The following is a 25,422-nucleotide window of genomic DNA, read 5'->3' on the forward strand; positions in this document are numbered from 1 at the left end:
AAATATGTAAAAAAAGGGGATGTTTATGATGAGAAGAAGAAAAGTTTTAATTTTATTAATGGTTACAATTATTATAATCATATCAGGAATATTTTGCATATCTAAATTCCAGGTATTATTAAGTAAACATAACACTATTTTAGAAAACTCAGATAATGAAAATATAGACAAGGATATAGCGAAAGATGTTATTAAAAAGGAAGATAATATAAAAGCTATTGAAGTGGTTGCAACAGGAGACTTTTTAATACATAAGGAGATATTAGAAACCCAGTATAATAATAAAGATAACACATATGATTTTAAAAATACTATTCAATATGTAAAAAATTATCTAAATGATGCTGATTTAACTATTGCAAATTTGGAGGGAACCCTTTCTGGTATTGAGAATTATGGCTATTCAGGCTATCCAAGTTTTAATGCACCAGACGAATTGGCTGATGCAATGAAATGGGCTGGAGTAGATGTAGTTAATAATATGAATAATCACTCCTTAGATAGAGATGTAAGAGGCTTTAATAGAACTAGAGAGATCTTAAAAGATAGAAGTTTTGATATAATAGGAACAAGAGGAAATACTAATGAAAATAGGTATACAATAAAAGATGTTAATGGTATTAAAATTGGGATTATCTCTTATAGCTACACTATGACGGCTGAGGGGGGAGCTAGAGGATTAAATGGAGCAGTTATTCCTCAGGATATATATCCATTAATGAATACATTTAGAGAAGATACATTAGATTTAGATTTACAAGAAATGAAGGATCAGATAAATGATATGAGAAGCTCTGGAGCAGAGGTTATAATGTTTTATATGCATTGGGGAGATGAATATGAGTTAGAGCCAAATAATACTCAAAAGAAGATTGCTCAATTTTTAGCTAATGAAAAAGTAGACATAATATTTGGTACTCATCCACATTCATTACAACCTATAGATATTTTAAAGTCTAGTGATGGTACTAAAGAAACAGCAGTAATATATTCCATGGGAAATTTTCTGTCTAGCCAAAGAACCGAAAGAATACAAAATCCATATACAGAAGATGGTGTTATAGTATCAGTAAAAATAAGCAAGAATATAGATAAGAATGAAATAAAAGTAAAATATCCAACATATATACCAACTTGGGTTAATTGGTATGATAAAGATGGAAATTTATTTTATGAAGTTGTTCCAGCAACTATTAATAATGCTGAGTATTTAACAGAAGAAGGTAAAGTAAGAGTAGTAGAATCCTTTAACAGAACTAAAGTAATAATAGAGAATTATAATGATAAAATAAAACTAAGAGAATAGAAGAAGGGGATGTTATATATGAAAGGTAGTATAAGGCTTTCTGGTATAGCTTATGAAAGTTTAGTTAATGGGCCTGGAATAAGAAGAGTATTTTTCTCTCAAGGATGCAAGCATAACTGTGAGGGATGTTTTAATCCTGATACTCATGATTTTAATGGTGGAGAAGAAAAAAATATTGATAGTCTTATTGAAGATGTACTAAATAATCCTATTATTAAAGGAGTAACATTTAGTGGAGGAGATCCTTTTGAGAGAGCAGAAGAGTTTGCATATATGGCTAAAAAATTTAAGGAAAACAACATTAATGTATGGAGTTATACAGGATATACATTTGAGTATATAATTAATAACTTGAGTGCTAAAAATGGATGGAGAGATCTAATTGAAAACATAGATGTTTTAGTAGATGGTAAATTTGAAAAAGATAAGTTAAAAGATGGATTAAGATTTAGAGGTTCTACCAATCAAAGAATAGTAGATGTTAAAAAAAGCTTAAATGAAAATAAATTATATACATTAGATTATTAATACCATTGGTTAAAATTTGTAATTTAAATAGTTTATTGATATTTTTTATATATGAATGCTATAATAAATCAAAAAGATATAAATAGTATTCGTATATGCTTGAAAATATGGTTCAAGTGTTTCTACTAGGAAACCGTAAATATCCTAACTACGAAATTCAATTGTTGCCATGTATTTATTTGGCTTTATTACATGAATTGCTGAGGAAGACAAGCTTTTGAGAATACTATATCATTAAGTAATAAAGGGGATAATTATATGGAAAAGTTAAAAGAAAAAATCCTAAAAGAAGGAAAAGTTAGAGAAGGAAATATATTAAAAGTAGATTGTTTTTTAAATCACCAGATGGATATAAGGTTTTTAAATGAGGTTGGACAAGAGTTTAGAGAAAGATTTAATGGACAAAAAATAGATAAAATACTAACAATTGAAGCTTCAGGAATTGGTATAGCAGCTATAGCATCTCAATATTTTGACTATGTTCCGGTAGTTTTTGCAAAGAAAACTGAAAGTTTAAACTTAGATAAAGAGGTATATGAATCAGAGGTCCATTCCTTTACAAAAAACAAGACTTATAAAGTTAGGGTTGGAAAACAATTTATAAATGAAGGTGAAAACATACTAATAATAGATGACTTCTTAGCCAAGGGTTGTGCTGCTAAAGGGATGATAGATATAGTAAAACAATCATGTGCTAACTTAATTGGAGTTGGAATAGTTATAGAGAAAGGCTTCCAAGAAGGAAGAAGCGTTTTAGAAGATATGGGAGCTCGTGTTGAATCACTAGCTATAATTGATAAATTTGAGGATAATAAGGTAATATTTAAATAATATATAGACTAATAATTAAAAATAATTTTAATAAAAAGCAGTATATAGTGTTTGTCTATATACTGCTTTAGTTCTATCTATTTAGATAATATTCCATAACATTTCTTACTTTAGGAACAGTTACGTGGCTATGCCCTCTATCTTTAACATCTTCAATAATCATTGATAAGGAAATTTTAGATGTATCTGGATCAACAGATACGAACCAACCATTTTCAGTTCCAGTAGTATCATCTTGAGATTTTTTTATTTCAGCAGTACCTGTTTTACCTGCCAATCTAAATCCTGGGACAGCCCCATCTGGAATAGTTGCACCAACATCATTTATTAAAGCAGTAAAGGAATTTATTAATGTAGGCAGATTATCTTTTGATATAGCACCTTGTTTCCAAACTTTTGCTTCAGAATTTTCACTTGTTACTAACCTTGGTTGCATTATATCTCCATTGTTAGCTAAAGAACTGTAGGCTAAAGTTACATGCAAAGGTGTAACCATTATTTCCCCTTGTCCATATCCTGTATCAGCTAATAAAATTTCTCTACTTAAAGCACCATCATTAGAAATTTGTGATTCTTGCATAGGGTATTCAAATGCTAACTTTTCGCCAATACCAAAGTTTTTAATTCCATTTATAAACTTATCACTACCTAGTTCTAAAGCTACTTGTCCAAAATAAATATTATCTGAGTGATTAACCGCATCTTTTAAATTTTCAGGCTTACCAGGATCAGTTACTCTAGTAATTTTGAAGTCACCCCAAGAACTATCTTTTTGCCATTCTAATCCTTTAATATCTCTTGTTTGATTTGGATCTATAACTTTATTTTCTAATCCTATTGCAGAAGTTATTAATTTCATAGTTGATCCAGGAGAATATATTTTATTAAATCTATTTATTTCATCAGCGTTATTAGTCTTTTCCCATTTTGATTTTTGAGTTTTGGTTACATAAGTTGTAAAGACATTAGAATCAAAAGAAGGGGCACTAACCATAGCTAATACTTCCCCAGTTTTAGGATTAACAGCTGTAGCAGCTCCTTTTTCACCAGTCATTTCACTGTATATCTTGCTTTGAAGAGCTGAATCTATAGAAGTTTTAATATCTTTTCCATCTTCTCCTTCTTTATTAGCAATAGTAATTTTTTCTTTTCCTCTTTCTATATATATTTCAGCGGAATCTTTTCCTCTTAAAGTTTCTTCGTAAACTTGTTCTAATCCAGCTTTACCTATAAGACTTGTATCACTATAACCTTTACCTTTATTTGATTCTAATTCTTCTGCAGTTATACTTCCAATATAACCAATTAATCTGCCAAAGGCTTCTCCACCAGTATAGACTCTACCAGACTTTTGTTTTATTAATATTCCCTCATCGTCTATACTTAAAACCTTAGCTATTTTAGAATCATCTGGTAATATATCTACTAAAGGTACAAAGTGCTCAGGATCAGTATTTTGATCAAGTTTACTTTTTATATTTTCTTCACTTATATCTAGAATATTTGCAATTTCAGTTACTTTTGCATCTACATTTGATAAGTTAAATTTTGCAGGATAAATCCCTATAGTTTTAATAACACCATCTTGAGCTAATGGGTTTCCATCTTTATCTAATATGCTTCCTCTTTTTGAAAGAGAGGTATTGACTCTTACCTTATCATCTTTATTCATTTGAGGGAAAATCAAACTTTCATCCCATTTAATTTTATATTCTTTATCTTCTTTAACTAGAACTAATTTATAATCTGTAAGTTCAATGGCTCCAGCTATTGTATTCATTTTTAATTTAAATGGAATAGTTATGATACCATCAGATTTTTCTTTATCACCATTAACTTCTAGTGATAAATTATTAGCATCTATGGCAGAAAATATATTAGTATATCGTTTAATAAAATCTTCCTCAGATATGTTTGATTTTGAATCACTAGTTAGCATTTCATACATACCTTTATAATCGCTTTGAACCCATTTATCAGAGTAAGTATCAAGGGCTTTTTGTGCTTTATCTAATTTAGAACACCCGTTAATTAATACTATTAATGATAATAATATAGGGAATATAATAAGTTTTTTAATTTTCATTAAATTCATCTACCTTTCTTAAAATATTCAGTTATTATAAATTATAGCATTAATTGGATATAGTTACATAATATTATTCGATTAAGAGAATTAAAATATTATTTACTAAAGAATTTAAGAAATTATTGAGTTTTTTAATGATATATTTAAATAGAAATGTTTATTAGAGCAGAGTTTTTGTTTTATAAAATAAAAAAGCGCCGAAGCGCTTTATAAATAAATGGGGGATGGGACCTGTATTAAACAGGTTTTGTATCTACATTAGTATTATTTACACAAATAAAATTTTTATACAGAAAATTTAAAAAAATTTTTTAGAATAAAATATTTTTTCAAACAAATAATAATTGTTATCCATTGAATAGATTTTATAATAATGGTATTATGATTAAAAGACAATTAACGTGAGGTGATAAAATGAATATATCATATAAAAGTTTAACTTGTTCAACTGCTGATGCTCTAGTTATATATTTACTAGAAGATAACCTTAGAGTTTCAAATGATGAACTAAATAAAAATATAAAATTTGCAGAAGATAAAGAATTATTTAAAGGAAAAAATGGAGAATTATATACATTTACTAGAGAAGTTAATGATAATATACAAACTGTAATATTAGTTGGATTAGGAAAAGAAGAAAATTTAACTTTAGACAATATAAAAGCTGCTACAGGTAAAGGAATTAAAAAGAGTAAAGAATTAAAAATTAATAATATATTCTTAAGAGTTCCACATACAGAGTCTATAAAGCTAGAGGAAATTATAAAATCTATGGCTTGTTCTGCTAAATTAGCTAACTATACATTTAATAAATACAAGACAGATGCTAAGGAAGAAAAAGAACTTAATGTATCAATAGCAAGATGTGGAATAAAGGAAGCTACTAAGGAAATAGAAGAGGCTATTAATGAAGGTAAAGAAATAGCAGATGGAATCATAATTGCTAGAAACTTAGTTAATGAGCCATCAAATATTATTTATCCAGAAACTTTAGCTAAAAAGGTAGTTGAATTAGGTACTGAAAGTGGATTTGAAGTAGAAGTTAATGGAGTAGATAAAATTAAAGAATTAAAAATGGAAGCATTCTATAATGTTGCTAAGGGATCTGCAAAAGAACCAAAGCTTATAGTTATGAGATATTTTGGAGATAAAGACAATAATGATAAGGTTCTTGGATTAGTAGGTAAGGGTTTAACTTACGATTCAGGTGGATACTCAATAAAGCCAACAGATAGTATGATGGATATGAAAAATGATATGGGTGGAGCAGCTTCAGTTATAGGAGCGATGTCAATTATTGCAAAAAGACAATTAAAGATAAATGTAATTGCAGTTGTTGCAGCATGTGAAAACCTAATATCTGGAGAAGCTTACAAGCCAGGTGAAGTAATAGGATCTATGGCTGGCAAGACTATAGAAATAGTTAATACAGATGCTGAGGGTAGATTAACTTTAGTTGATGCAGTTCATTATATAATTAACAATGAAAATGTTGATGAAGTTATAGATTTAGCTACATTAACAGGTGCTGCATTAGTTGCTCTAGGTGAAACTACAACAGCAGTTGTTACAAATAATGATAAATTCTATGGAGAACTTAAAGCTGCTTCAGAATATACTGGAGAAAAGGTTTGGCAATTACCAGCTTTTGATGAATATAAAAAAATAATTAAGTCTGATATAGCAGATTTAAAAAATAGTGGTGGAAGATTTGCAGGAACAATAACAGCTGGACTATTTATAGAAGCTTTTGTTCAAGACAAACCTTGGTTACACTTAGACATAGCTGGAACTGCTTGGGCATCAAAAAACAGTGATTTAGGAGTAAAAGGTGGAACAGGAACTCCAGTTCATACATTATATGAATTAATAAAGAGAAGAAGTAAATAATTATAATTGAGAATCACTATAAAATAGAGATTTTGGCAATTTAAAATAAACTCTATAGAACAGACTATTTAAAAAGTCTACTCTATAGAGTTTTTTATATTTAGAAGCTTAATCTAAAGATTTTGTTATAATATTAATAGAAAAATTAATATAGCTAATAAAGTGATTAGTACTTAGAGAATTTAAATCTAATAAATTATAATATATTAAATAATAAAATATAAATGCTTAATAAAATTACGAAAGGAGAATTTGCTAGAAAAATGGATAATGAAAATAAAAGTACGTTTAATAATAAAGAGTTAACTAATAGTGAGAATTATTTTGAATCATTAGTTTTAAATGCTATATTAAGTGAAAATGATGATAATTGGAAAAAAGTAAGAGAAGAAAGAATAAAAGAGCTTAAGGATATTTATAAAAGAGATAAATTGGTATTATTCCTGGGAGCAGGAATATCTAAAGAAGCTGGAATAAGCGATTGGAATGATTTGATGTCAGACTTATTAATATTTATGATAATGAATAAGTTAAAAGAAAAAAGTATTAGAATTTCTCCTAAAGAAGCAGATTTTCTTATAAAAAAAATGAAAGAAACAAATAATAAATCACCTTTATTGCAATCAGCATTTATAAAGGCTTCATTAGGAGATTCCTTTGAAGAAAATTTAGCTAACTTACTTTATAAAAATATTAATAATGGAAAGGGAACTTCAGAACTATTAAATAGTATTTCAAGGTTATGTTTAACAAGGAAAAATGGAACTGGAATAAAAGCTATTGTTACATATAATTTTGATGATTTATTAGAAGAAAACTTTAACAAATATAATATACAATATGACTCATTATATAGTGAATTAGATTATACAACTTCATATAAATTGGGAATTTATCATGTACATGGGTTCTTACCTCGTAATCCTAATAAATATCAGCGACTATCTGAAGGATTATTGGTATTTTCAGAAGATAGATATCATAGCCTTTATAATGATCCTTATTCATGGACTAATATAACACAATTAAACTTTTTAAGGGAAAACACTACATTAATGCTTGGGCTATCCTTAACTGATCCTAATTTAAGAAGACTTTTATCAATAAGCAATAGAAAGAATAAGATGAAAAAGCATTATGCAATTATGAGAAAAAAAGATTTTAAGAAATCTCCAGAGGATGATAATATAAAAGGCGATATTCTTAAATCGTTTAATATTATAAATAATGATTTATATGAAAAATCCTTTGAGCAATTAGGAATAAATATTATATGGGTAGATGAGCATGATGATATCCCAGATATAATAGATAGCATTAGAGATATATAATAGTATTAATTAAATAATATTATTATTATAGATACAAATATTGATTTATTAATAAAGAGTATAGTAGCAATGATAAAATAATATTAATTGGAAAATAAGTTCTCTCATAGGGAATATAAACCGTGAAAAAAGACTAGTGATTTCTATAATTTTAATTGTAGAAATCACTAGTCTTTTTTATTTTCTACAAAAATACAAATAGGGAAACCTCATATTGCTGTACAGTTGATCTTTGCAATTAAACAAGCAATGTGAAGTTTCTAACCTTTTATTCAGTATAATATTTATTTTGATATTTTTAGATTTTAAGTTTTAAATGTGATCCATCACAAAATGGAGGATTTTTAGTATGATTACAAGCACATAAATATGTTTTTTCACTTTTTTTAGCAGTAAAAGTTAAAGGAATAAATGATGTCCCTACATGCGCACCATTACAAAAAGGAGCATTTGAACTTTTACCACATGTACACCAAAGGTATGTTTCATTTTCTTTTAATTCTACTAAAATAGGATACTTTTTTGCTATTGAAGTCTTGTCCATAACAATTTCTTCCTTAGGTTTTTTTAACATTTCATCGTATTCAGCTTTTATTTTATCAGCAAGTTGTTGGTCTTGTTTTGCTATATTAATTATATACATTAATATATTCTCAGGATAATTAACATCATCTTTTAAATATGTACTTTCTAATGATTTTCTAGCTAAAGATATTATGGAGTTTTCGTGATGCGCTTGCTTACATTCCTTATAAAATATGCAGATACTTGATATACTTCTAGCAATTAGATCTTTGTTATATACTTTTATATCATTCTTAGGTATTAGTTTAAAACCATCATTAATTATTTGTAGACCATTTTTTTTAGCAGCTTTTACAGAGTTTATGGCAAATCCTATATTACATTTTGATTTTATGCATTCACTTGTCTCATAGAAATTACATTCTAAACAAATCTTATTTAGGCTTTCTTCTATTTTTTCGTAATAACTCATTTTAAAACCCCTTTCCAAGGCTAATAATTAAATATAAATTATTTTCTAAAACAATTAGTGACAATAAACAAACCCTAGTAAACAAGCTGTTTACTAGGGTTTGTTTAATTAGAAATCAGATTGTCCTGTAGTTCTTGGGAATGGTATTACGTCTCTGATGTTTGACATTCCTGTAATGTACATTATTAGTCTTTCAAAACCTAATCCAAATCCAGCGTGCTTAGTTTCTCCGTATTTTCGAAGCTCTAAATACCACCAGTAATCTTCTTCTTTAAGTCCAAGTTCAGTCATTCTCTTAGTTAAGATGTCTAATCTCTCTTCTCTTTGGCTACCACCTATAAGCTCTCCTATACCTGGAACTAAAAGGTCCGTTGCAGCAACTGTTTTACCATCATCATTTAATCTCATGTAGAATGCTTTTATATCCTTTGGATAATCTGTTACAAACAAAGGTCTTTTAAAGTGTTCTTCTGTAAGGTATCTTTCATGTTCTGTTTGTAAGTCAATTCCCCATTCAACAGGATATTCAAATTTCTTATCAGCTTTCTTTAATATTTCAACCGCGTCTGTATAAGTTACCTTTCCAAAGTCAGATGAAATAACATGATTTAATCTGTCTAGGATTCCTTTATCAACAAATTGATTAAAGAATTCCATTTCTTCTGGACACTCAGCTAAAACATATTCTAAAACATACTTAAGCATATCTTCAGCTAATTCCATATCATCTTGTAAATCAGCAAATGCTATTTCAGGTTCTATCATCCAGAACTCTGCAGCATGTCTTGCTGTATTTGAGTTTTCAGCTCTAAAAGTAGGTCCAAAAGTATAAATGTTTCTAAATGCTAATGCATAGCATTCACCATTTAATTGGCCTGATACTGTAAGATTACTTTCTTTACCAAAGAAGTCTTGTTTAAAATCTATAGCGCCTTCTTCAGTTTTTGGAACGTTGTGTAAGTCTAGAGTTGTAACTTTAAACATTTCACCAGCACCTTCAGCATCACTTCCAGTAATTAAAGGTGTGTGAGTATAAACAAAACCTCTTTCTTGGAAGAATTTGTGTATAGCATAAGCGGCTACTGAACGTACTCTAAATACAGCTGAAAATGCATTACTTCTAGGTCTTAAATGAGCTATTGTTCTAAGGTATTCAAAACTATGTCTTTTCTTTTGAAGAGGGTAATCTGATTGAGACATACCTTCTATAACTATTTCATTAGCTTGAATTTCAAAAGGTTGCTTAGCTTCTGGAGTAGCAACTAAAGTACCTATAACGGTTATTGATGAACTAATAGGTAGTTTTGATACTTCCTTAAAATTAGCAAGTTTATTATCAAAAACAACTTGAACATTCTTAAAGAATGTACCATCATTTACTTCAATAAATCCAAAAGCATTTGATGCTCTTAAAGTTTTTATCCAACCAGAAATTTTTATTTCTTTAGATAAATATTCATCTTGATTTCTGTAAAGTGATTTTACTAAACTAACTTTATCCATTATTGTTCCTCCTAAGATAAATTTTTATAAAATAAAAAAACCTCTCATCCCTAAAAAGGGACGAAAGGATAATTTCGCGGTACCACCCAAATTGCTATAAATAGCCACTCAATTGACACAGATAATGTCATTCAAATTATAACGGTTTGACTCCGTCTAAGTCTACTTAAGTGAGACCAAAAATTTTAATTTTGTTAGTCGAACTTACACCTTTAACATAAGGAAAAGGTGATCATTTTTCACTTGTTCGGTTAGAAACTCAGAGATGTTCTTCACTAAAGGCTTCGTATAAGGCTTACACCATTCCTTACTCGCTAAGACTACTTCCGTATAGCTACTCTTCTCATCACAGTAATAAAATTATAATGTTTATTACGATTTTACACCAATTCACTAACATTTGCAACTTTAAATCATAAGATAATTTGAGGAAGCATTTTATGGAGGATTATATGAGCAATAGAGGTTTCTTAGAAGAAAAATTTATTGAATTAAATAAACTAAAAAGCATGCTAGTAACATATCCTGAAGAATACAAGGAAAATATATTACAAGTTATGGACAAGGTTTGTAATCAAATAAATTCTTATTTGAATGAAGTTACATTTCACAATAAGAAAAGAGATAATGGATTACTTGAATTAACTATAGAAGAATTAGCTAAATATAATGGACAAAATGGTATGCCAACATATATAGCTATAAATGGAACTATATATGATGCTTGTGATATACCTCAATGGAAAGACGGAAAGCATTTTGGTATTAAAGCAGGACGTGACCATAGCAATACTTTTAAAAATTGTCATAATAATAATAAAAAAATTTTATCAAAATTGAGAATAGTAGGACTAGTAAAGTACACAAAAAAATGTACTTAGAAATAATAAAAATTGCTACGCTAAAAAAGTGTAGCAATCTTTATTATTCATTTCCACTTTCATATGATGAAACTAATTGAGCAGGAAATTTAAGCATTTGTGCATCTTTAACGATTCTTTTAAATTCATATTCTAATTCTCTAAATTTAACATCTATATTTTTATTTTCATCAATATTAATTAAGCAATATGTAGCGTTAGGTCTTCCTATTTTAGGCTTACCAACACTTCCAACGTTAATAAAGGTTTTTTGGTCGAACTTTTTGTAAGAAGGAATATGTGTATGAGCACAAACTAACACATCTTCTTTAAGATTTTTCATTATATCTTCTGTATTTTGCCCATCTTGGAAAAGATATTCATTTATTATATTAGGACTACCATGAGTAAATTTAATTTTTACTCCATTTATATCATAGTCTAAAAATGTTGGTAGTTGTGATAAATAATATTTATTTGAGGCTCTAACTTCTTCACATGCCCAAGGAAGTGCAAATGAATTAACTGAATTATCTCTTATAAAAGTAAAGCCTTCATCTACTACTGATGCATCATAGTTTCCCTTTAGACAAGGGATTTCTCTTCTTTTTATTAAAGCAATAACCTCATTTGGATGAGGACCATAGCCAACTAAATCACCAAGGCAAACTATTAAGTCAACTCTTTGTTCATCTATATCCTCTAGTACCTTAAGTAGTGAGTAAATATTTCCGTGTATATCCGAAATTGCAGCTATTTTCATAAGTATATCCTCCTAAATAATATATTCTATATTATATCACTTAAAATATTTAGGATAAATAATTTTAATATGATTATAATAAATAGATATTATTTCATCCATAAGGTATATTATATTTATAGGTTAAAAAAAGGAGGTACAGATATGAAGCTAAATAGAGTACAAAATGTATTAAAAGCTATGGCGGAACAAGGATTAAATCAAATAATAGTATCATCTCCGCCAGCAATTTTTTACTTAACAGGAAAGTGGATTTCACCAGGTGAGAGAATGATTGCTTTATATTTAAACACAAATGGTAATCATAAATTTATAGTTAATAAATTATTTCCTATATATGAGGATTTGGGTGTAGATTTAATTTGGTATTCAGATATAGAGGATCCAATAAACATATTATGCACAGTTGTGGACAAAGAAAAGACCTTAGGTGTGGATAAAAATTGGCCAGCACATTTCTTGATAAAGCTTATGAATAATAATGGGGCAAAAGCTTTTGTTAATTCATCACCTATAATAGATAGATTAAGAATGATAAAAGACCAAGAGGAAATAGCTTTAATGAAAAAGTCTTCTGAAATTAATGATAAGGTTATGCTTGAACTTTGGGATAGCTTAAAAGAAGGAAAAACAGAAAAATATTATGCTAACCTTTTAACTGAATTATATGAAAGTTATGGAGTAAATGAGTTTTCATTTTCACCTATAATTGCTGTTAGTCCTAATGGAGCCGACCCACATCATCATTCTAGTAATGATACTATAAAGAAAGGGCATAGTATAGTTCTAGATATTGGTGGTGTGTACAATTCATATTGTTCAGATATGACAAGAACAGTATTTTTTGGTGAAGCACCTAATGAAAGGCATGCAAAGATTTATAATACAGTTAAGGAAGCAAATCAAAGTGCTATAGGAAAAGTAAAAGAAGGAATGAAATTCTCTGATATAGATAAAGCAGCTAGATCTTATATAGAAGCAGCTGGATATAGTGAATATTTTACTCATAGAACAGGTCATAGTATAGGAATAGAAGACCATGATTTTGGAGACGTTAGTTCTGTAAATAATGAGGAAATAAAAGCAGGTATGATATTTTCTATAGAACCTGGAATATACCTAAAAGATGACGTTGGTGTAAGAATAGAAGATTTAGTATTAGTAACTAAGGATGGGTGCGAAGTATTAAACTCTGTAAGTAAGGAGATAACTATAATTTAAAAATAAGGCTGAGTTTTAGATATTATCTAAAACTCAGCCTTATTATATTTAAAGAAAATTATAATAAATTTTTTAGCTAAATACTAAAATAGTACACCAGCTATTGTTGCTGTTAAGCAGGTTGCTAATACACCACCTATAAGAGCTTTAAAGCCTAGTTTAGCAATAGTAGATTTCTTTTCAGGTGCTAGACCACCTATACCTGCTATTTGAATTGCAATAGAGCTAAAGTTAGCAAATCCACATAAAGCATATGTTAACATCATCACAGTCTTTGGCTGTAGTACATTAGCTGCTATTAATTTTCCAAGCTCAGAGTATGCAACAAATTCATTTAATATTATTTTTTGACCAAGTAAACTACCAGCAGCTGAAATATCTGATAAAGGTACTCCCATAACAAATGCTAATGGAGAGAATAATTTTCCTAAAATCCATTGAAAACTTAACTCAGGAAATCCAAATAAACCCCCTATAGCACCTATTAAGAAATTAACTAAAGCTAATAAGGCTATAAATGCTAGTAACATAGCACCAACATTTAATGCTAATCCTAAGCCATCACTTGCTCCATTTGCAGCAGCTTCAACTAAGTTAGATGAAGTATTTTCAACTACTATATCAGAAGAATTTTTAGTTTTACTTTCTTCTGTTTCTGGAATTATAATTTTTGCTAAAACTAATCCAGCAGGAGCAGCCATTATGCTTGCAGCTAAAAGGTGACCAGCATTAACTCCCATTGCTACGTAGCCAGCCATTACACCACCAGCAACGGTTGCCATTCCACCTATCATTATAGCTAAAAGTTCAGACCTAGTCATATCCTTTACAAAAGGCTTAACAAGAAGTGGAGCTTCAGTTTGACCTAAAAATATGTTTCCAACTGCACTTAATGTTTCAGAACCACTAGTTCCAAGTAACTTAGCTATAAACTTAGCTATAAATTTAACTATAAATTGCATTATTCCAAGGTAGTATAACACTCCCATTAATGCTGAAAAGAATATTATTGTAGGTAAAATTTGAACTACCCACACAAATCCTATTCCACTTACATCGGCAAGTGGTCCAAATAAGAAGTTTGTACCCTCTTTAGTAAAGTCTAGTAGTTTTGTTATTGCACTACTAGCACTTTCAAATACTCTTCTACCAACTGGAACTTTTAATATTAATATAGCAAATATTATTTGTAATCCTAAACCAGATACAACTAAACGCCAATTGATTTTCTTTTTGTTTTCTGAAAGTAAAAAAGCTATTCCTAATATAACAATAATTCCTAGTATTCCAACAAATCTTTCCAAGTTTAATTTCTCCTTCGTTTGGTTATAAATTTTTCTTTAGTAACATAGTTAAAGAATTAAATTACTTCAATTATTTTATTCATAAATGAAGTGAATTTCTCTTTTACCATATTAGATGTTTCTACTACTTCTTCGTGGTTTAAAGGTTGCTCTAAAATTCCAGCAGCCATATTAGTTAAACATGATATTCCTAATACCTTCATTCCTGAATGGTTTGCAATTATTACTTCTGGAGCTGTAGACATACCTACTGCATCACCACCAAGTATTCTTGCCATTCTAACTTCAGCAGGAGTTTCGTAAGTAGGACCACTAAACATCATATATACACCTTGCTTAATATCAATGTTTAGATCTTTTGCAACTTCTAAAGCCTTACTTCTAAGCTCTGGATCGTATGCAGTAGACATATCTGGGAATCTAGGTCCAAACTCTTTAAGGTTTCTACCTATTAGAGGGTTATCTCCAGAGAAGTTTATGTGATCAGTTATAAGCATTAAATCTCCAGGTTTAAAGCTTGTGTTAGCAGCTCCAGCAGCGTTAGTAACGATTAATTTATTAACTCCAATTAATTTCATTACTCTAACTGGGAAAGTTACTTCGTTATAGCAGTATCCCTCATAGTAATGGAATCTACCTTGCATTGCAACAACACATTTTCCATTTAACATACCTATAACTAATCTTCCAGCATGACCTTCAACAGTTGATATTGGAAAGTGTGGAAGGTCTTCATAAGGGTAAAATTCAGGATTTTCTATAGAGTCAGCTAATGATCCTAATCCAGATCCTAAAATTAAACCGATTTCAGGTTTGTATTTAGATTTTTGTAATATAAAATCTGCAGCACTTTGAATTTTGTTTGATAATTCCATGAAATCACCTCTACTCTAAAATTTGTATTTTATATAATTTTAAATATATAAGAATATTATATAAAAATACTTATAGTTCTCGTAAATTATAAAATAAACCTAGATAAAAATAAATATAAAAAGCAAACAATATCAATATTATTAGGATATTAGTCAAAAGAAAACAAAATAAATACTATAAGGAAATAGAACAATACCAAATAATATTAGCATATAAGTTCTATATCCATATAGTATTTACTAATAAAGTAATAATATAAGTAAAAATTTGATATCTATTATTTTAAAATTAAGTCGGCAACTTTAACTACATCTCCAGCACCAATAGTTAAAACAATGTCATCTTTAGTGATTTTACTTTTTAAATAATTAGCAGCTTCTTTGTGACTGTGAACATTAATACACTTTATACCTTTAGCTCTTATTGCATCTCCAAGATCATTAGAGCTTACAATTCCAGTATCTTTTTCTCTTGCTGCATATATATCCATAAGTAGCAGTTCATCTGAGTTAGAAAAGCATTCAGTAAAATCATTAAATAATGTTTTTGTTCTTGTATAAGTATGAGGTTGAAATACTGCATAAATATTTTTGTGTGGAATTATATTAGCAGTATCTAAAGTAGCTTTAATTTCTACTGGATGATGTGCATAGTCATCTATTATAGTTGAGCCATTAAATTCCCCTTTGTATTCAAATCTTTTATGAGCTCCCTTACATTCAGCTAATCCTTCAATTATTGAAGAATGAGGCAATTTAAATATTAATCCAACACAAATAGTTGATAAGGCATTTAATATATTGTGTTTACCTGTAGTATTTAGTGTAATATCAAATAACTCTATGTTATCTCTGCACACAGTAAAACTAGCACAGCCTTTATTATTAAAGGAAATATTTTTAGCTGTTACATCACCTTTATTTATTCCGTAGCTAATAGTATTACAATGAGCTTTATTTAATATTTCATTTACATTTTCATCTTCACAATATCCGATTAAATATCCATCAGAAGGAATTATATTAGAGAACTTTTCAAAAGTCTCTTTTATATGATTTAGATCTCTGTAGTAATCTAAATGATCTGCATCTATATTTAAAATTATTCCTATATAAGGATAGAATTTTAAAAATGATTCTTTATATTCACAAGCTTCTGTTAGGAAGTACTCACTGTTTCCAATTTTAAAGTTTCCATCTATTACATCTAAATCTCCACCAACTAGTATAGTAGGATCTAAATTTGCTTTTAAGGTTATATGAGAAAGCATGGATGTACAAGTTGTCTTTCCATGAGTACCGGAAACAGCAACATTATATTTATGTCCATTCATAATTAAACCTAAAAATTCTGCTCTGTCCATCATCTCTATTTCTTTTTCCTTAGCCTCTAATATCTCAGGGTTATCTGATGGAATAGCAGCTGTATAAACTACTAAGTCAACATTTTTCAAGTTATTTCTATTATGACCTATGTAAATTTCAGCACCTTCAGATTTTAATTTATTAGTAATGCCAGATTCTTTCGAATCAGAACCGGATACCTTAAACCCCTTAGTTAATAAAACAGCAGCAAGACCGCTCATGCTAACTCCGCCAATACCTATAAAATGAACCTTCTTATTTAAATCTTTGTTAAGATCAAAAGACAAAAAAATCAACCCCTTTATTATTAAGAATTATTTACAAGCTTATTATAAATAGTTTTCACCTTATAATTATATACAAATTTAAGAAAATGAACACATAAAAAAGCAGTATATTAAATAATTTAGTGAAAAACATTAAAAAAAGTGACAATTATAAATAAATTTAGAGAGATAACTGTTTAAAATGTATTGATATTGAGAAGGATATAGAATAAAATATGAATATTAGATGCTTGAAATCAACGAATAATTCGGAAAAAATAAAGATGTGGGTGATATATTTTGGAAAAGTTAAGCAGAAATAGTAGAGTAGTAGCTATTACAAAAATTTTAACTGAAAATCCCAATAAGGTTATAGGATTAAATAAATTTTCAGATTTATTAAATGCAGCAAAGTCGACTATAAGTGAAGATATAGTGATAGTTAGAGAAGTTTTAGAAAAATTAGAAATGGGAAGAGTTGAAACTATATCAGGTGCAGCAGGGGGAATAAAATATATTCCTAGAATAGAAACTGAAAGCAGAAAAAAATTTGCAGAGGATATTTGTGAACTTTTAAAGGATGAGAGTAGAATAGTTCCAGGGAATTTTATATACATGACAGATTTAATGTATAATCCTCAAATAATAAGTAAGGCAGGAGTTATTTTATCTACAGAATTTTATGATAAGGAAGTAGATTATGTAGTAACAGTAGAAACAAAAGGTATTCCGCTTGCTTATGAAGTTGCAAGGAATTTAGGTATTCCATTAGTTATAATAAGAAGAGATAGCAAAGTAACAGAGGGATCTACTGTTACAATAAATTATGTATCAGGTACTAGTGGAAGAATTCAACAGATGTCACTTTCAAAGAAGTCTATGAAAGCTAAAAGTAAATGTATATTTATAGATGACTTCTTAAGAGGTGGTGGTACAGCTCAAGGAATAAAGGATTTATTAAAAGAGTTTGAAAGTGAGTTAATAGGAATAGGAGTGTTAGTAGATAATATAGGTGTATTACAAAAGAGAGTTTCAGATTATATATCTATAGTTGAACTTAAACATTTAGGGGAGTCAAAAGATTTAGAGGTTAGGCCTTCAAATATTATTATATAAAAATATATTCTTTGCTAATATAGATGGAAAATTGTAAAATTTGAAAAAATTTAAAAAATTTAAAAATAAAAAAAGGATTTTTATGTTTTTTATAGAATTTATTATCTATCAGAGCAACGGAGGTGTAGTGCAATGACAATAACTGATGTAAGAATTAGAAAGATAGCTTCAGATGGAAAGATGAAAGCTATAGTTTCTGTTACATTTGACAACGAATTTGTAGTTCATGACATCAAGGTAATCGAAGGACAAAATGGATTATTTATAGCTATGCCAAGTAGAAAGACACCAGATGGAGAGTTTAAGGATATAGCGCATCCTATTAACACAGACACTAGAGAAAAGATTCAGACGTCAATACTTGAAGCTTATGAAAAAGCTAGAGTTGAAGATGAAGCTGAAGTTATAGTTGGCTAATTTATATTGTTTAAAAATAAAAGGGGTATGCCCTTTTATTTTTTTTGTCATATTTTAGAGAAGTGTTTGTATATTAAATTGTATTTTAGCAATAAATTGATATAAAGATATGTAATGGGATAAATAAGGTTGAAATACTTATTCTAATACAATATAATATAATGAGATGTTTACGAATGTTTTTTAAATTAATTATAAATTTGTCCTTAACATTTTATAGTGAGGTGTTTTTTATGTATAAGTGTGCATTAATTTTAGCAGCTGGTCAAGGAACAAGAATAAAATCCGACTTACCAAAGGTTCTACATAAAGTTTGTGGAAAAGAGATGGTAAATCATGTTATAGATACTATGAGAAAAGCTAACATAGAAGATATGGATGTAATTATTGGAAAGGGAGCAGAGTTAGTAAAAGAAAAAACTGCTTTAAAAAATGTTAGTTATTCATTACAAGAAGAGCAATTAGGTACAGGTCATGCTGTAAAATGTGCTATTGAATTTTTAAAAGGAAAAAAAGGTGTTGTAGGTGTTTTTTGCGGAGATGCACCTTTAATTAAGCCAGAAACAGTTGAAAGTTTATTTAAAACACATATAGAAAATAATAATAGTGCTACATTATTAAGTTCAATAGTTGATGATCCAACTGGTTATGGAAGAGTTGTAAGAGCAAATGACGAGGTTTTAAAAATTGTTGAACATAAAGATTGCACTGAAGAAGAATTAAAAATAAATGAAATGAATGCAGCTATATATTGCTTTGATATAGAATTACTACTAAATTCTTTAGATAAATTATCAAATAATAATAATCAAGGTGAATACTATTTAACAGATGTTATTGGAATTTTAAAAGAAGAAGGTAAAAAGGTTGGGGCTGTTGTAATAGACTATGAGGAAACTATAGGTGTTAATTCAAGGGCTCAACTAGCGCAAGCAGAAGAAATTTTAAGAAAAAGAATAAATTTAAGACACATGATAAATGGTGTAACATTAATAGATCCAAATTCTACATATATAGGTGATGATGTTGAGATTGAAAGAGATACTATAATATATCCAGGTAATGTTATAGAAGGAAATACTAAAATTGGAGAAGGTGTTATATTATATCCAAACTCAAGAATTTCCAATAGTATTATTTCAAATAATGTTGAAATACAATCGTCAGTTATTATAGATAGTAAAATTGGGGAAAGAACAACTGTTGGTCCATTTGCGTACATAAGACCAGAATCAGTAATTGGAAGTGGTGCTAGAATAGGTGATTTTGTAGAGATTAAAAAATCAACTATAGGTGACAATACAAAAGTATCACATTTAACTTACATAGGAGATGCTTCAGTAGGGGAAAATTGTAATTTTGGTTGTGGAACAGTAGTTGTTAATTATGATGGACAAAAGAAACATAAAACAGAAATAGGGAATAATAGTTTTATAGGTTGTAATGCAAATTTAGTATCACCAGTTAAAGTAGGAGATAATACCTATATAGCAGCAGGATCAACTATAACTAACGATGTAAAAGAAGGAGAACTTGCAGTTGCAAGAGCGAAACAAAGAAATATCGAAGGTTGGGTTGATAAAAAAGGTCTTACTAACAAATAGTTATTTAGATAAACAAAAGTGCCAAAAATTTAAGGAGGTCTTCACACAATGATAACCCATGGAAAAAATATTAAAATATTTACTGGAAACTCACATCCAGAATTAGCAAAAGAAATTGCAGATATTTTAGGATTGCCACTAGGTAAAGCTAAAGTTTCAACATTTAGTGATGGAGAAATATCAGTTGATATAGCAGAAACTGTAAGAGGAACAGATGTATTTTTAGTACAATCAACTAGCTCGCCTGTTAATAATAATTTAATGGAGCTTTTAATAATGATAGATGCATTTAAGAGAGCTTCAGCTGGAAGAATTACAGTTGTTATGCCTTACTATGGATATGCAAGACAAGATAGAAAGGCTAAGTCAAGAGATCCAATAACAGCTAAACTAGTTGCAGATTTATTAACAGCAGCAGGAGCTCACAGAGTGTTAACTATGGATTTACATGCAGCACAAATACAAGGATACTTTAATATACCAGTTGATCATCTATTAGGATCACCAATTTTAGCAAAATACTTTGTAGAAAAGGGATTTGATGATAGAGATGATGTTGTAGTTGTTTCACCTGACTTAGGAAGTGTAACTAGAGCGAGAAAATTTGCAGATAGATTACATGCACCAATAGCAATTATAGATAAGAGAAGACCGAAGGCAAATGTATCAGAAATAATGAACATAATAGGTGACATTGAAGGCAAGAAGTGTATATTAATAGATGATATGATAGATACTGCAGGAACTATTGCAAATGCAGCAAATGCTTTAAAGGATTTAGGAGCAACAAATGTATATGCATGCTGCACTCATGGAGTTTTATCAGGTCCTGCCTTTGAAAGAATAAATGACTCTTCTATCGAAGAATTAGTTATGCTAAATACAGTTAAATTACCTGAAAAAGATAATTTAGTAAAGTTTAAGGCGTTATCAGTTGCACCATTATTTGCAGAAGCAATAAAAAGAATATATGATGATGAACCGATAAGTAAACTATTTGAAGTTTAATACATAATAGGATAAAAGCCCTCTAAGAAGCACAAACTTTTTAGGGGCTTTTTAATTACAAATAATAGTTAATAAATTGTTACAATTATTAATTATTATTTATAATTAATGTAAAAAGCTAAAAATAAGATATAAATCAATTATAATAAAAATAAGGAGAGTGTTATTATGGATAATAGATTAGGTAGAGTATTAATTGTAGATGATGATGAAAATATATGTGAAGTTATAAATATGTATTTATTAAGTTCTGGGTATGAAACAAGAATTTGTCATAATGGAAGAGAAGCTAGTAGTATTTTTGATGAGTTTGAGCCAGATTTAGTGCTTTTAGATATTATGTTACCAGGTATGGATGGAATAGAAGTTTTAAAGTGGATTAGAAAGTTTAGTCAAATACCTGTAATTATGTTAACTGCGAAAGGAGATACTTTCGATAAGGTTTTAGCCTTAGAATTAGGAGCAGATGACTATGTAGTAAAGCCTTTTGAGCCGAAAGAGTTGTTAGCAAGAGTTAAAGCAGTTATGAGGAGATATAATTATGATGAAAAAGACACTGAGGTAGTTAATTATCCTGACTTAGTTGTAGATTCAGCTTCTTATAATGTTATATATAAAGATGTAGAAATAAAAATGCCTCCTAAAGAATTTGAATTACTTCATTATTTAGCAAGTAATAAAAATAAAGTCTTTACAAGAGAACAATTGCTTTGTGAGGTTTGGGGGTATGATTATCCAGGTGATTCTAGGACGGTGGATGTTCATATTAAAAGATTAAGAGAAAAAATTAGTGGTGGAGATAACTGGCAAATAGAGACAGTTTGGGGAGTTGGATATAAATTTGAGGTGAAATAATGAAGAGAAAAAGTGTTATATACAAAATTTTAATTGCTTTTTCATCTATTACTTCAATAATACTAATATTAGTGGGAATGATTATATCAGCATTTATTAATAGAGAATATTTAAATAAAAGAACTGAGCTTGCAAATAAGTATATAGACTTAATTCAAGATTCTACATTAGAATATTTAAATCAGAATAATGAAACTTCATATGATGATTTAAGAAATACAATGAAGATGGTTAAGATATCAGTTAATATGGACTCTATAATTTTAGATAATCAAGGTTATGTATATGCTGTATCTAATGATAACCTTTCTTATTTAAAATATAGTAAGCTAAGTATATCGGATTCAGAGATGAAACTATTAAAATCTGGACAAATGATAGAAAAAGAGTTTTTTGATAAGGATAACAAAAAACTTAAATCATACTCAAAACCATTATTTAATGAAGAGAATTTTAATGGATCAGTAGTTCTTATAGAAAATAATCAAAATATTAGTGAATCAAAAAAAATATATATTATAATTTGGATATCTGTAATAGTTGCAGTTATCTTGTCTAGCATAGTAACTTATTACTTCGCTCAGAAAATATTAATAAATCCTTTATCTGAAATAAATAATGCTGCCAAAAGGTTAGCTAAAGGAGAAGTTGAAAAGAGAGTTTATATAGATTCTCAAGACGAAATAGGTGAGCTAGCTAATTCATTTAACATAATGGCAGAATCTTTAGAGAAAGTAGATAACATAAGGAGAGAATTTATTTCAAATGTATCTCATGAATTAAGGTCACCTATAACCTCTATTAAGGGTTTTATAACAGGGATTATAGATGGAGTTATTCCTAAAGATAAAGAAAACTACTATTTAAATATCGTAAATGATGAAGTTTGCAGACTATCAAGACTTGTGAATGACCTTTTAGATATATCATCTATGGAGTCAGGAAAATTTAATTTGAATATTGTTAAATTAGATATAAATGAAATTATCACTTTATGTACCTTAAATTTAGAAGGAAAGATAAAGCAAAAGAAAATTAATGTTGAAGTAATATTTAATAATAGTCATGAGTATTGTATTGCAGATAGAGATAGAATAATACAAGTTGTAACTAATCTTCTTGAAAATGCAATAAAGTATGGAATGGAAAGTGGAAAAATTCAAATAGAAACATATGCTAAAGGTGAATTGGTTTATGTAAGTATATTTAATAGTGGGCCTAATATTTCCAAAGAAGATATAAATAAAATATGGGATAGATTCTATAAAAGGGATAAGTCTAGAACAAACAAAGTAAGTACTGGCCTAGGGTTGCCTATTGTTAGATTAATATTATCACAGCATAATCAGGATATTTGGGTTAATAATATTCCTGATAAAGGTGTTAAATTCACATTTACTCTTAGAAGACAGGTTAAGTAGAGAGACACAGTATAGGAGGAATGAAATCTATGAATAAAAATATAAAAGACAAACTAAAAAATAAAGAAAAATTTATGGATGAAAGTTTTCCTTCAATACAGTTTAAGAGGAAAAAAATAAAATCTAACATTAAGATAGGTAGCAAGATTATATGTTTATTTATTATAGCTGGATTATCAGGAGTATTGTTTTCTAATTTAATTATAGAAAAAAAATATAAAGATATGTCTAATAAAATAAATAAAAATATAGAAAATGGTGCTTCTTCTATAGATTACTCTAGATTGGCAGAAAAGTTAAAAAAGTCATTAGTTACAATAAGTGATAGTAAAGAGCATTTAACTGAAAACTTATATTTTGATAATAATTCAACAGGAATAATAATAGATAATGATGGAAAAATATTAACAAATTATTCTAAGGTAAAAGATTTAAGTCAAATATATGTTAAGTTATCATCAATTGATAGTGAACCAATTAGTGCAGAATTTATTGTAGGAAATGAAGAACTTGATATGGCAATAATACAAGTCAATTATAGTAATGAATTAGTACCAATTAAATTTGCTTCAAAATCAGAGAAATTTGAAGGGCAAAAAATTGCTCTTATCAGCAACTCAGTAGGTGATGACTATATAGATAATATAATACCAGGGATTATTACATCAACTAATAGAAATTTGAAAATAAAAAATAATACTTATGAATTATTGGAGCTTAATACACCAATAACACCTATAAATACAGGTGGAATAATAAGTAATTTAAATGGAGAGCTTATAGGAATTGCTAGCTATAAGATAACTAGTGATATGAAACAAAATGGATTATATTATGCTGTTGATGTAAGTTCCTTAGAGGAGATAATAAATTCTACAAATGAAGTTAAAGATATACTTGGTGTTTTAGAAGGTGGCTTCATTAATGGAAAAGATAGATTTACTGTAGTTGGTTTTTATGTAGCGCGTATAAAGCGTGATAGCAATTCATATAAATCAGGACTAAGGCCTACTGATATAATATTTAATATAGATGGAAATGAAATAACAAGTATAAATCAAGTATCTAAAATACTAAAAAATAAAAAAGATGGAGATACTTTAAATTGTAAGGTAATGAGAGATGGGGAAGTCAGAAATCTACAAATAAAACTAGATAGTATTAGCCAATAGATGTATAATAGTTGCAACTCAATTAAAGGGTTGCAATTTTATTTTAAAGGACTTTTATTATTGTAAAAAAATAGTATAATAATAAATATGCCGATAGTAATTAGGAGGTTTCAGGATATGTTTTTAATTGTTGGACTAGGAAATCCAGGAAAGGAATACGAAGGCACTAGACATAATATAGGATTTGAAGCTATAGATTATATTTCAAATAAGTATAATATAGATATAAATAGGATAAAATTTAAAGGGGTATACGGTGAAGGCTTTATAAATAATAATAAAGTTATTTTATTAAAACCTACTACATATATGAATTTAAGTGGAGAAAGTATAAGAGAAGTTATGAATTTCTATAAACTAAAAGATGATGAAGTTATAGTGATTTATGATGATATTAGTTTAGAGATTGGAAAACTAAGAATTAGAGAAAAGGGAAGTGCAGGGGGGCACAATGGCATTAAAAGTATAATAGCTAACATAGGTGGAGATGTTTTCCCAAGGATTAAGATAGGCGTAGGACAACCTAATGGTGATTTAGTTTCGCATGTTTTAGGTAGGTTTAGTAAGGAAGAATCAGAAGTCTTAATGGAAGTTATAGAAGCTTCTTTAATTGGTGTAGAAGGAATAATTAAAGATGGAACTAAGGAAGCAATGAATAAATTAAATGGTTTTAAAGCATCAAAAAAACAATAGATTAAGG

At 28.5% G+C, this 25,422-nt stretch carries 22 protein-coding genes, 1 riboswitch and 1 other annotated feature; of the genes, 15 read left to right on the top strand and 7 right to left on the bottom strand.

What is annotated here, in order from left to right; genetic code table 11:
* The first annotated feature begins 25 nt into the window (after nt 1-25).
* The 3 genes from ACH36K_RS02615 (at nt 26) to ACH36K_RS02625 (ending at nt 2,665) form a co-directional block, all read left to right on the top strand.
* Nucleotides 26-1,306 carry a CapA family protein gene (locus ACH36K_RS02615; protein WP_411169450.1) on the top strand — a complete coding sequence of 427 codons (1,281 nt, stop codon included), beginning with the start codon at nt 26-28 and terminating at the stop codon, nt 1,304-1,306.
* 18 nt (nt 1,307-1,324) lie between these two features.
* Nucleotides 1,325-1,834: an anaerobic ribonucleoside-triphosphate reductase activating protein gene (gene nrdG, locus ACH36K_RS02620; protein ID WP_411169451.1), complete on the top strand. Its 510-nt coding sequence runs from the start codon at nt 1,325-1,327 to the stop codon at nt 1,832-1,834.
* A 69-nt stretch (nt 1,835-1,903) separates the two neighbouring features.
* Nucleotides 1,904-2,005: riboswitch (purine riboswitch) on the top strand.
* 87 nt (nt 2,006-2,092) lie between these two features.
* Nucleotides 2,093-2,665 (top strand): xanthine phosphoribosyltransferase, encoded by a 573-nt coding sequence (locus ACH36K_RS02625; protein ID WP_411169452.1) that lies wholly within the window; start codon nt 2,093-2,095, stop codon nt 2,663-2,665.
* 73 nt (nt 2,666-2,738) lie between these two features.
* Here ACH36K_RS02625 and ACH36K_RS02630 read toward each other — a convergent pair whose 3' ends face one another.
* The gene (locus ACH36K_RS02630) at nt 2,739-4,751 is read right to left on the bottom strand and encodes a penicillin-binding transpeptidase domain-containing protein (RefSeq protein ID WP_411169453.1); all 2,013 of its coding nucleotides are present in this window, start codon (nt 4,749-4,751) and stop codon (nt 2,739-2,741) included.
* A 417-nt stretch (nt 4,752-5,168) separates the two neighbouring features.
* On the opposite strand from ACH36K_RS02630, the gene ACH36K_RS02635 reads away from it, so the two are divergent.
* Both ACH36K_RS02635 and ACH36K_RS02640 read left to right on the top strand, forming a co-directional pair.
* Nucleotides 5,169-6,644 (top strand): leucyl aminopeptidase, encoded by a 1,476-nt coding sequence (locus ACH36K_RS02635; protein WP_411169454.1) that lies wholly within the window; start codon nt 5,169-5,171, stop codon nt 6,642-6,644.
* A 263-nt stretch (nt 6,645-6,907) separates the two neighbouring features.
* Nucleotides 6,908-7,975, top strand: coding sequence for an SIR2 family protein (locus ACH36K_RS02640; protein ID WP_411169455.1), 1,068 nt, complete (start codon nt 6,908-6,910; stop codon nt 7,973-7,975).
* Nucleotides 7,976-8,273: 298 nt separating this feature from the next.
* On the opposite strand, the gene ACH36K_RS02645 is transcribed toward ACH36K_RS02640, so the two are convergent.
* Entirely contained in the window at nt 8,274-8,972 is a 699-nt protein-coding gene (locus ACH36K_RS02645; RefSeq protein ID WP_411169456.1) for a CDGSH iron-sulfur domain-containing protein, read from the bottom strand.
* 108 nt (nt 8,973-9,080) lie between these two features.
* A complete protein-coding gene (gene asnS, locus ACH36K_RS02650) occupies nt 9,081-10,475 on the bottom strand; it encodes an asparagine--tRNA ligase (RefSeq protein ID WP_411169457.1) in 1,395 nt (464 codons plus the stop codon).
* Nucleotides 10,476-10,528: 53 nt separating this feature from the next.
* Nucleotides 10,529-10,834, bottom strand: a binding site (T-box leader).
* Between the two features lie 93 nt (nt 10,835-10,927).
* Between asnS and ACH36K_RS02655 the strand changes: the two genes are divergently transcribed.
* On the top strand, nt 10,928-11,356 hold the full coding sequence (locus tag ACH36K_RS02655) for a cytochrome b5 domain-containing protein (RefSeq protein ID WP_411169458.1): 429 nt from the start codon (nt 10,928-10,930) through the stop codon (nt 11,354-11,356).
* Nucleotides 11,357-11,399: 43 nt separating this feature from the next.
* Here the strand turns inward: ACH36K_RS02655 and ACH36K_RS02660 are convergent, their stop codons facing one another.
* Nucleotides 11,400-12,098 (bottom strand): metallophosphoesterase family protein, encoded by a 699-nt coding sequence (locus ACH36K_RS02660; protein ID WP_411169459.1) that lies wholly within the window; start codon nt 12,096-12,098, stop codon nt 11,400-11,402.
* A 144-nt stretch (nt 12,099-12,242) separates the two neighbouring features.
* Between ACH36K_RS02660 and ACH36K_RS02665 the strand changes: the two genes are divergently transcribed.
* Nucleotides 12,243-13,319, top strand: coding sequence for a M24 family metallopeptidase (locus tag ACH36K_RS02665; RefSeq protein ID WP_411169460.1), 1,077 nt, complete (start codon nt 12,243-12,245; stop codon nt 13,317-13,319).
* Between the two features lie 83 nt (nt 13,320-13,402).
* Here ACH36K_RS02665 and ACH36K_RS02670 read toward each other — a convergent pair whose 3' ends face one another.
* From ACH36K_RS02670 to murC, 3 genes are all read right to left on the bottom strand, one after another.
* Nucleotides 13,403-14,623 (bottom strand): NupC/NupG family nucleoside CNT transporter, encoded by a 1,221-nt coding sequence (locus ACH36K_RS02670; RefSeq protein ID WP_411169461.1) that lies wholly within the window; start codon nt 14,621-14,623, stop codon nt 13,403-13,405.
* A 56-nt stretch (nt 14,624-14,679) separates the two neighbouring features.
* Nucleotides 14,680-15,498, bottom strand: coding sequence for a purine-nucleoside phosphorylase (locus ACH36K_RS02675; RefSeq protein WP_411169462.1), 819 nt, complete (start codon nt 15,496-15,498; stop codon nt 14,680-14,682).
* Nucleotides 15,499-15,776: 278 nt separating this feature from the next.
* The gene (gene murC / locus ACH36K_RS02680) at nt 15,777-17,150 is read right to left on the bottom strand and encodes a UDP-N-acetylmuramate--L-alanine ligase (RefSeq protein ID WP_411169463.1); all 1,374 of its coding nucleotides are present in this window, start codon (nt 17,148-17,150) and stop codon (nt 15,777-15,779) included.
* 279 nt (nt 17,151-17,429) lie between these two features.
* Between murC and purR the strand changes: the two genes are divergently transcribed.
* The 8 genes from purR (at nt 17,430) to pth (ending at nt 25,415) form a co-directional block, all read left to right on the top strand.
* Nucleotides 17,430-18,245, top strand: coding sequence for a pur operon repressor (purR, locus tag ACH36K_RS02685; RefSeq protein ID WP_411169464.1), 816 nt, complete (start codon nt 17,430-17,432; stop codon nt 18,243-18,245).
* A gap of 132 nt (nt 18,246-18,377) precedes the next feature.
* The gene (gene spoVG, locus ACH36K_RS02690) at nt 18,378-18,662 is read left to right on the top strand and encodes a septation regulator SpoVG (protein ID WP_322459703.1); all 285 of its coding nucleotides are present in this window, start codon (nt 18,378-18,380) and stop codon (nt 18,660-18,662) included.
* 233 nt (nt 18,663-18,895) lie between these two features.
* On the top strand, nt 18,896-20,266 hold the full coding sequence (glmU, locus tag ACH36K_RS02695; protein ID WP_411169465.1) for a bifunctional UDP-N-acetylglucosamine diphosphorylase/glucosamine-1-phosphate N-acetyltransferase GlmU: 1,371 nt from the start codon (nt 18,896-18,898) through the stop codon (nt 20,264-20,266).
* 48 nt (nt 20,267-20,314) lie between these two features.
* Entirely contained in the window at nt 20,315-21,274 is a 960-nt protein-coding gene (locus ACH36K_RS02700; RefSeq protein WP_411169466.1) for a ribose-phosphate diphosphokinase, read from the top strand.
* A 168-nt stretch (nt 21,275-21,442) separates the two neighbouring features.
* A complete protein-coding gene (locus ACH36K_RS02705; RefSeq protein ID WP_411169467.1) occupies nt 21,443-22,129 on the top strand; it encodes a response regulator in 687 nt (228 codons plus the stop codon).
* Complete coding sequence (locus ACH36K_RS02710; RefSeq protein ID WP_411169468.1) at nt 22,129-23,550, top strand: ATP-binding protein; 1,422 nt, start codon at nt 22,129-22,131, stop codon at nt 23,548-23,550. The genes ACH36K_RS02705 and ACH36K_RS02710 overlap by 1 nt, the downstream gene beginning before the upstream one ends.
* Before the next feature lie 29 nt (nt 23,551-23,579).
* Nucleotides 23,580-24,722 (top strand): S1C family serine protease, encoded by a 1,143-nt coding sequence (locus tag ACH36K_RS02715; RefSeq protein WP_411169469.1) that lies wholly within the window; start codon nt 23,580-23,582, stop codon nt 24,720-24,722.
* Nucleotides 24,723-24,839: 117 nt separating this feature from the next.
* A complete protein-coding gene (pth, locus tag ACH36K_RS02720; RefSeq protein ID WP_411169470.1) occupies nt 24,840-25,415 on the top strand; it encodes an aminoacyl-tRNA hydrolase in 576 nt (191 codons plus the stop codon).
* The last annotated feature ends 7 nt before the right edge of the window (nt 25,416-25,422 follow it).

Source organism: Clostridium sp. MB05 (assembly GCF_046581255.1).
In the GTDB taxonomy this organism is placed as follows: Bacteria; Bacillota; Clostridia; order Clostridiales; family Clostridiaceae; genus Clostridium.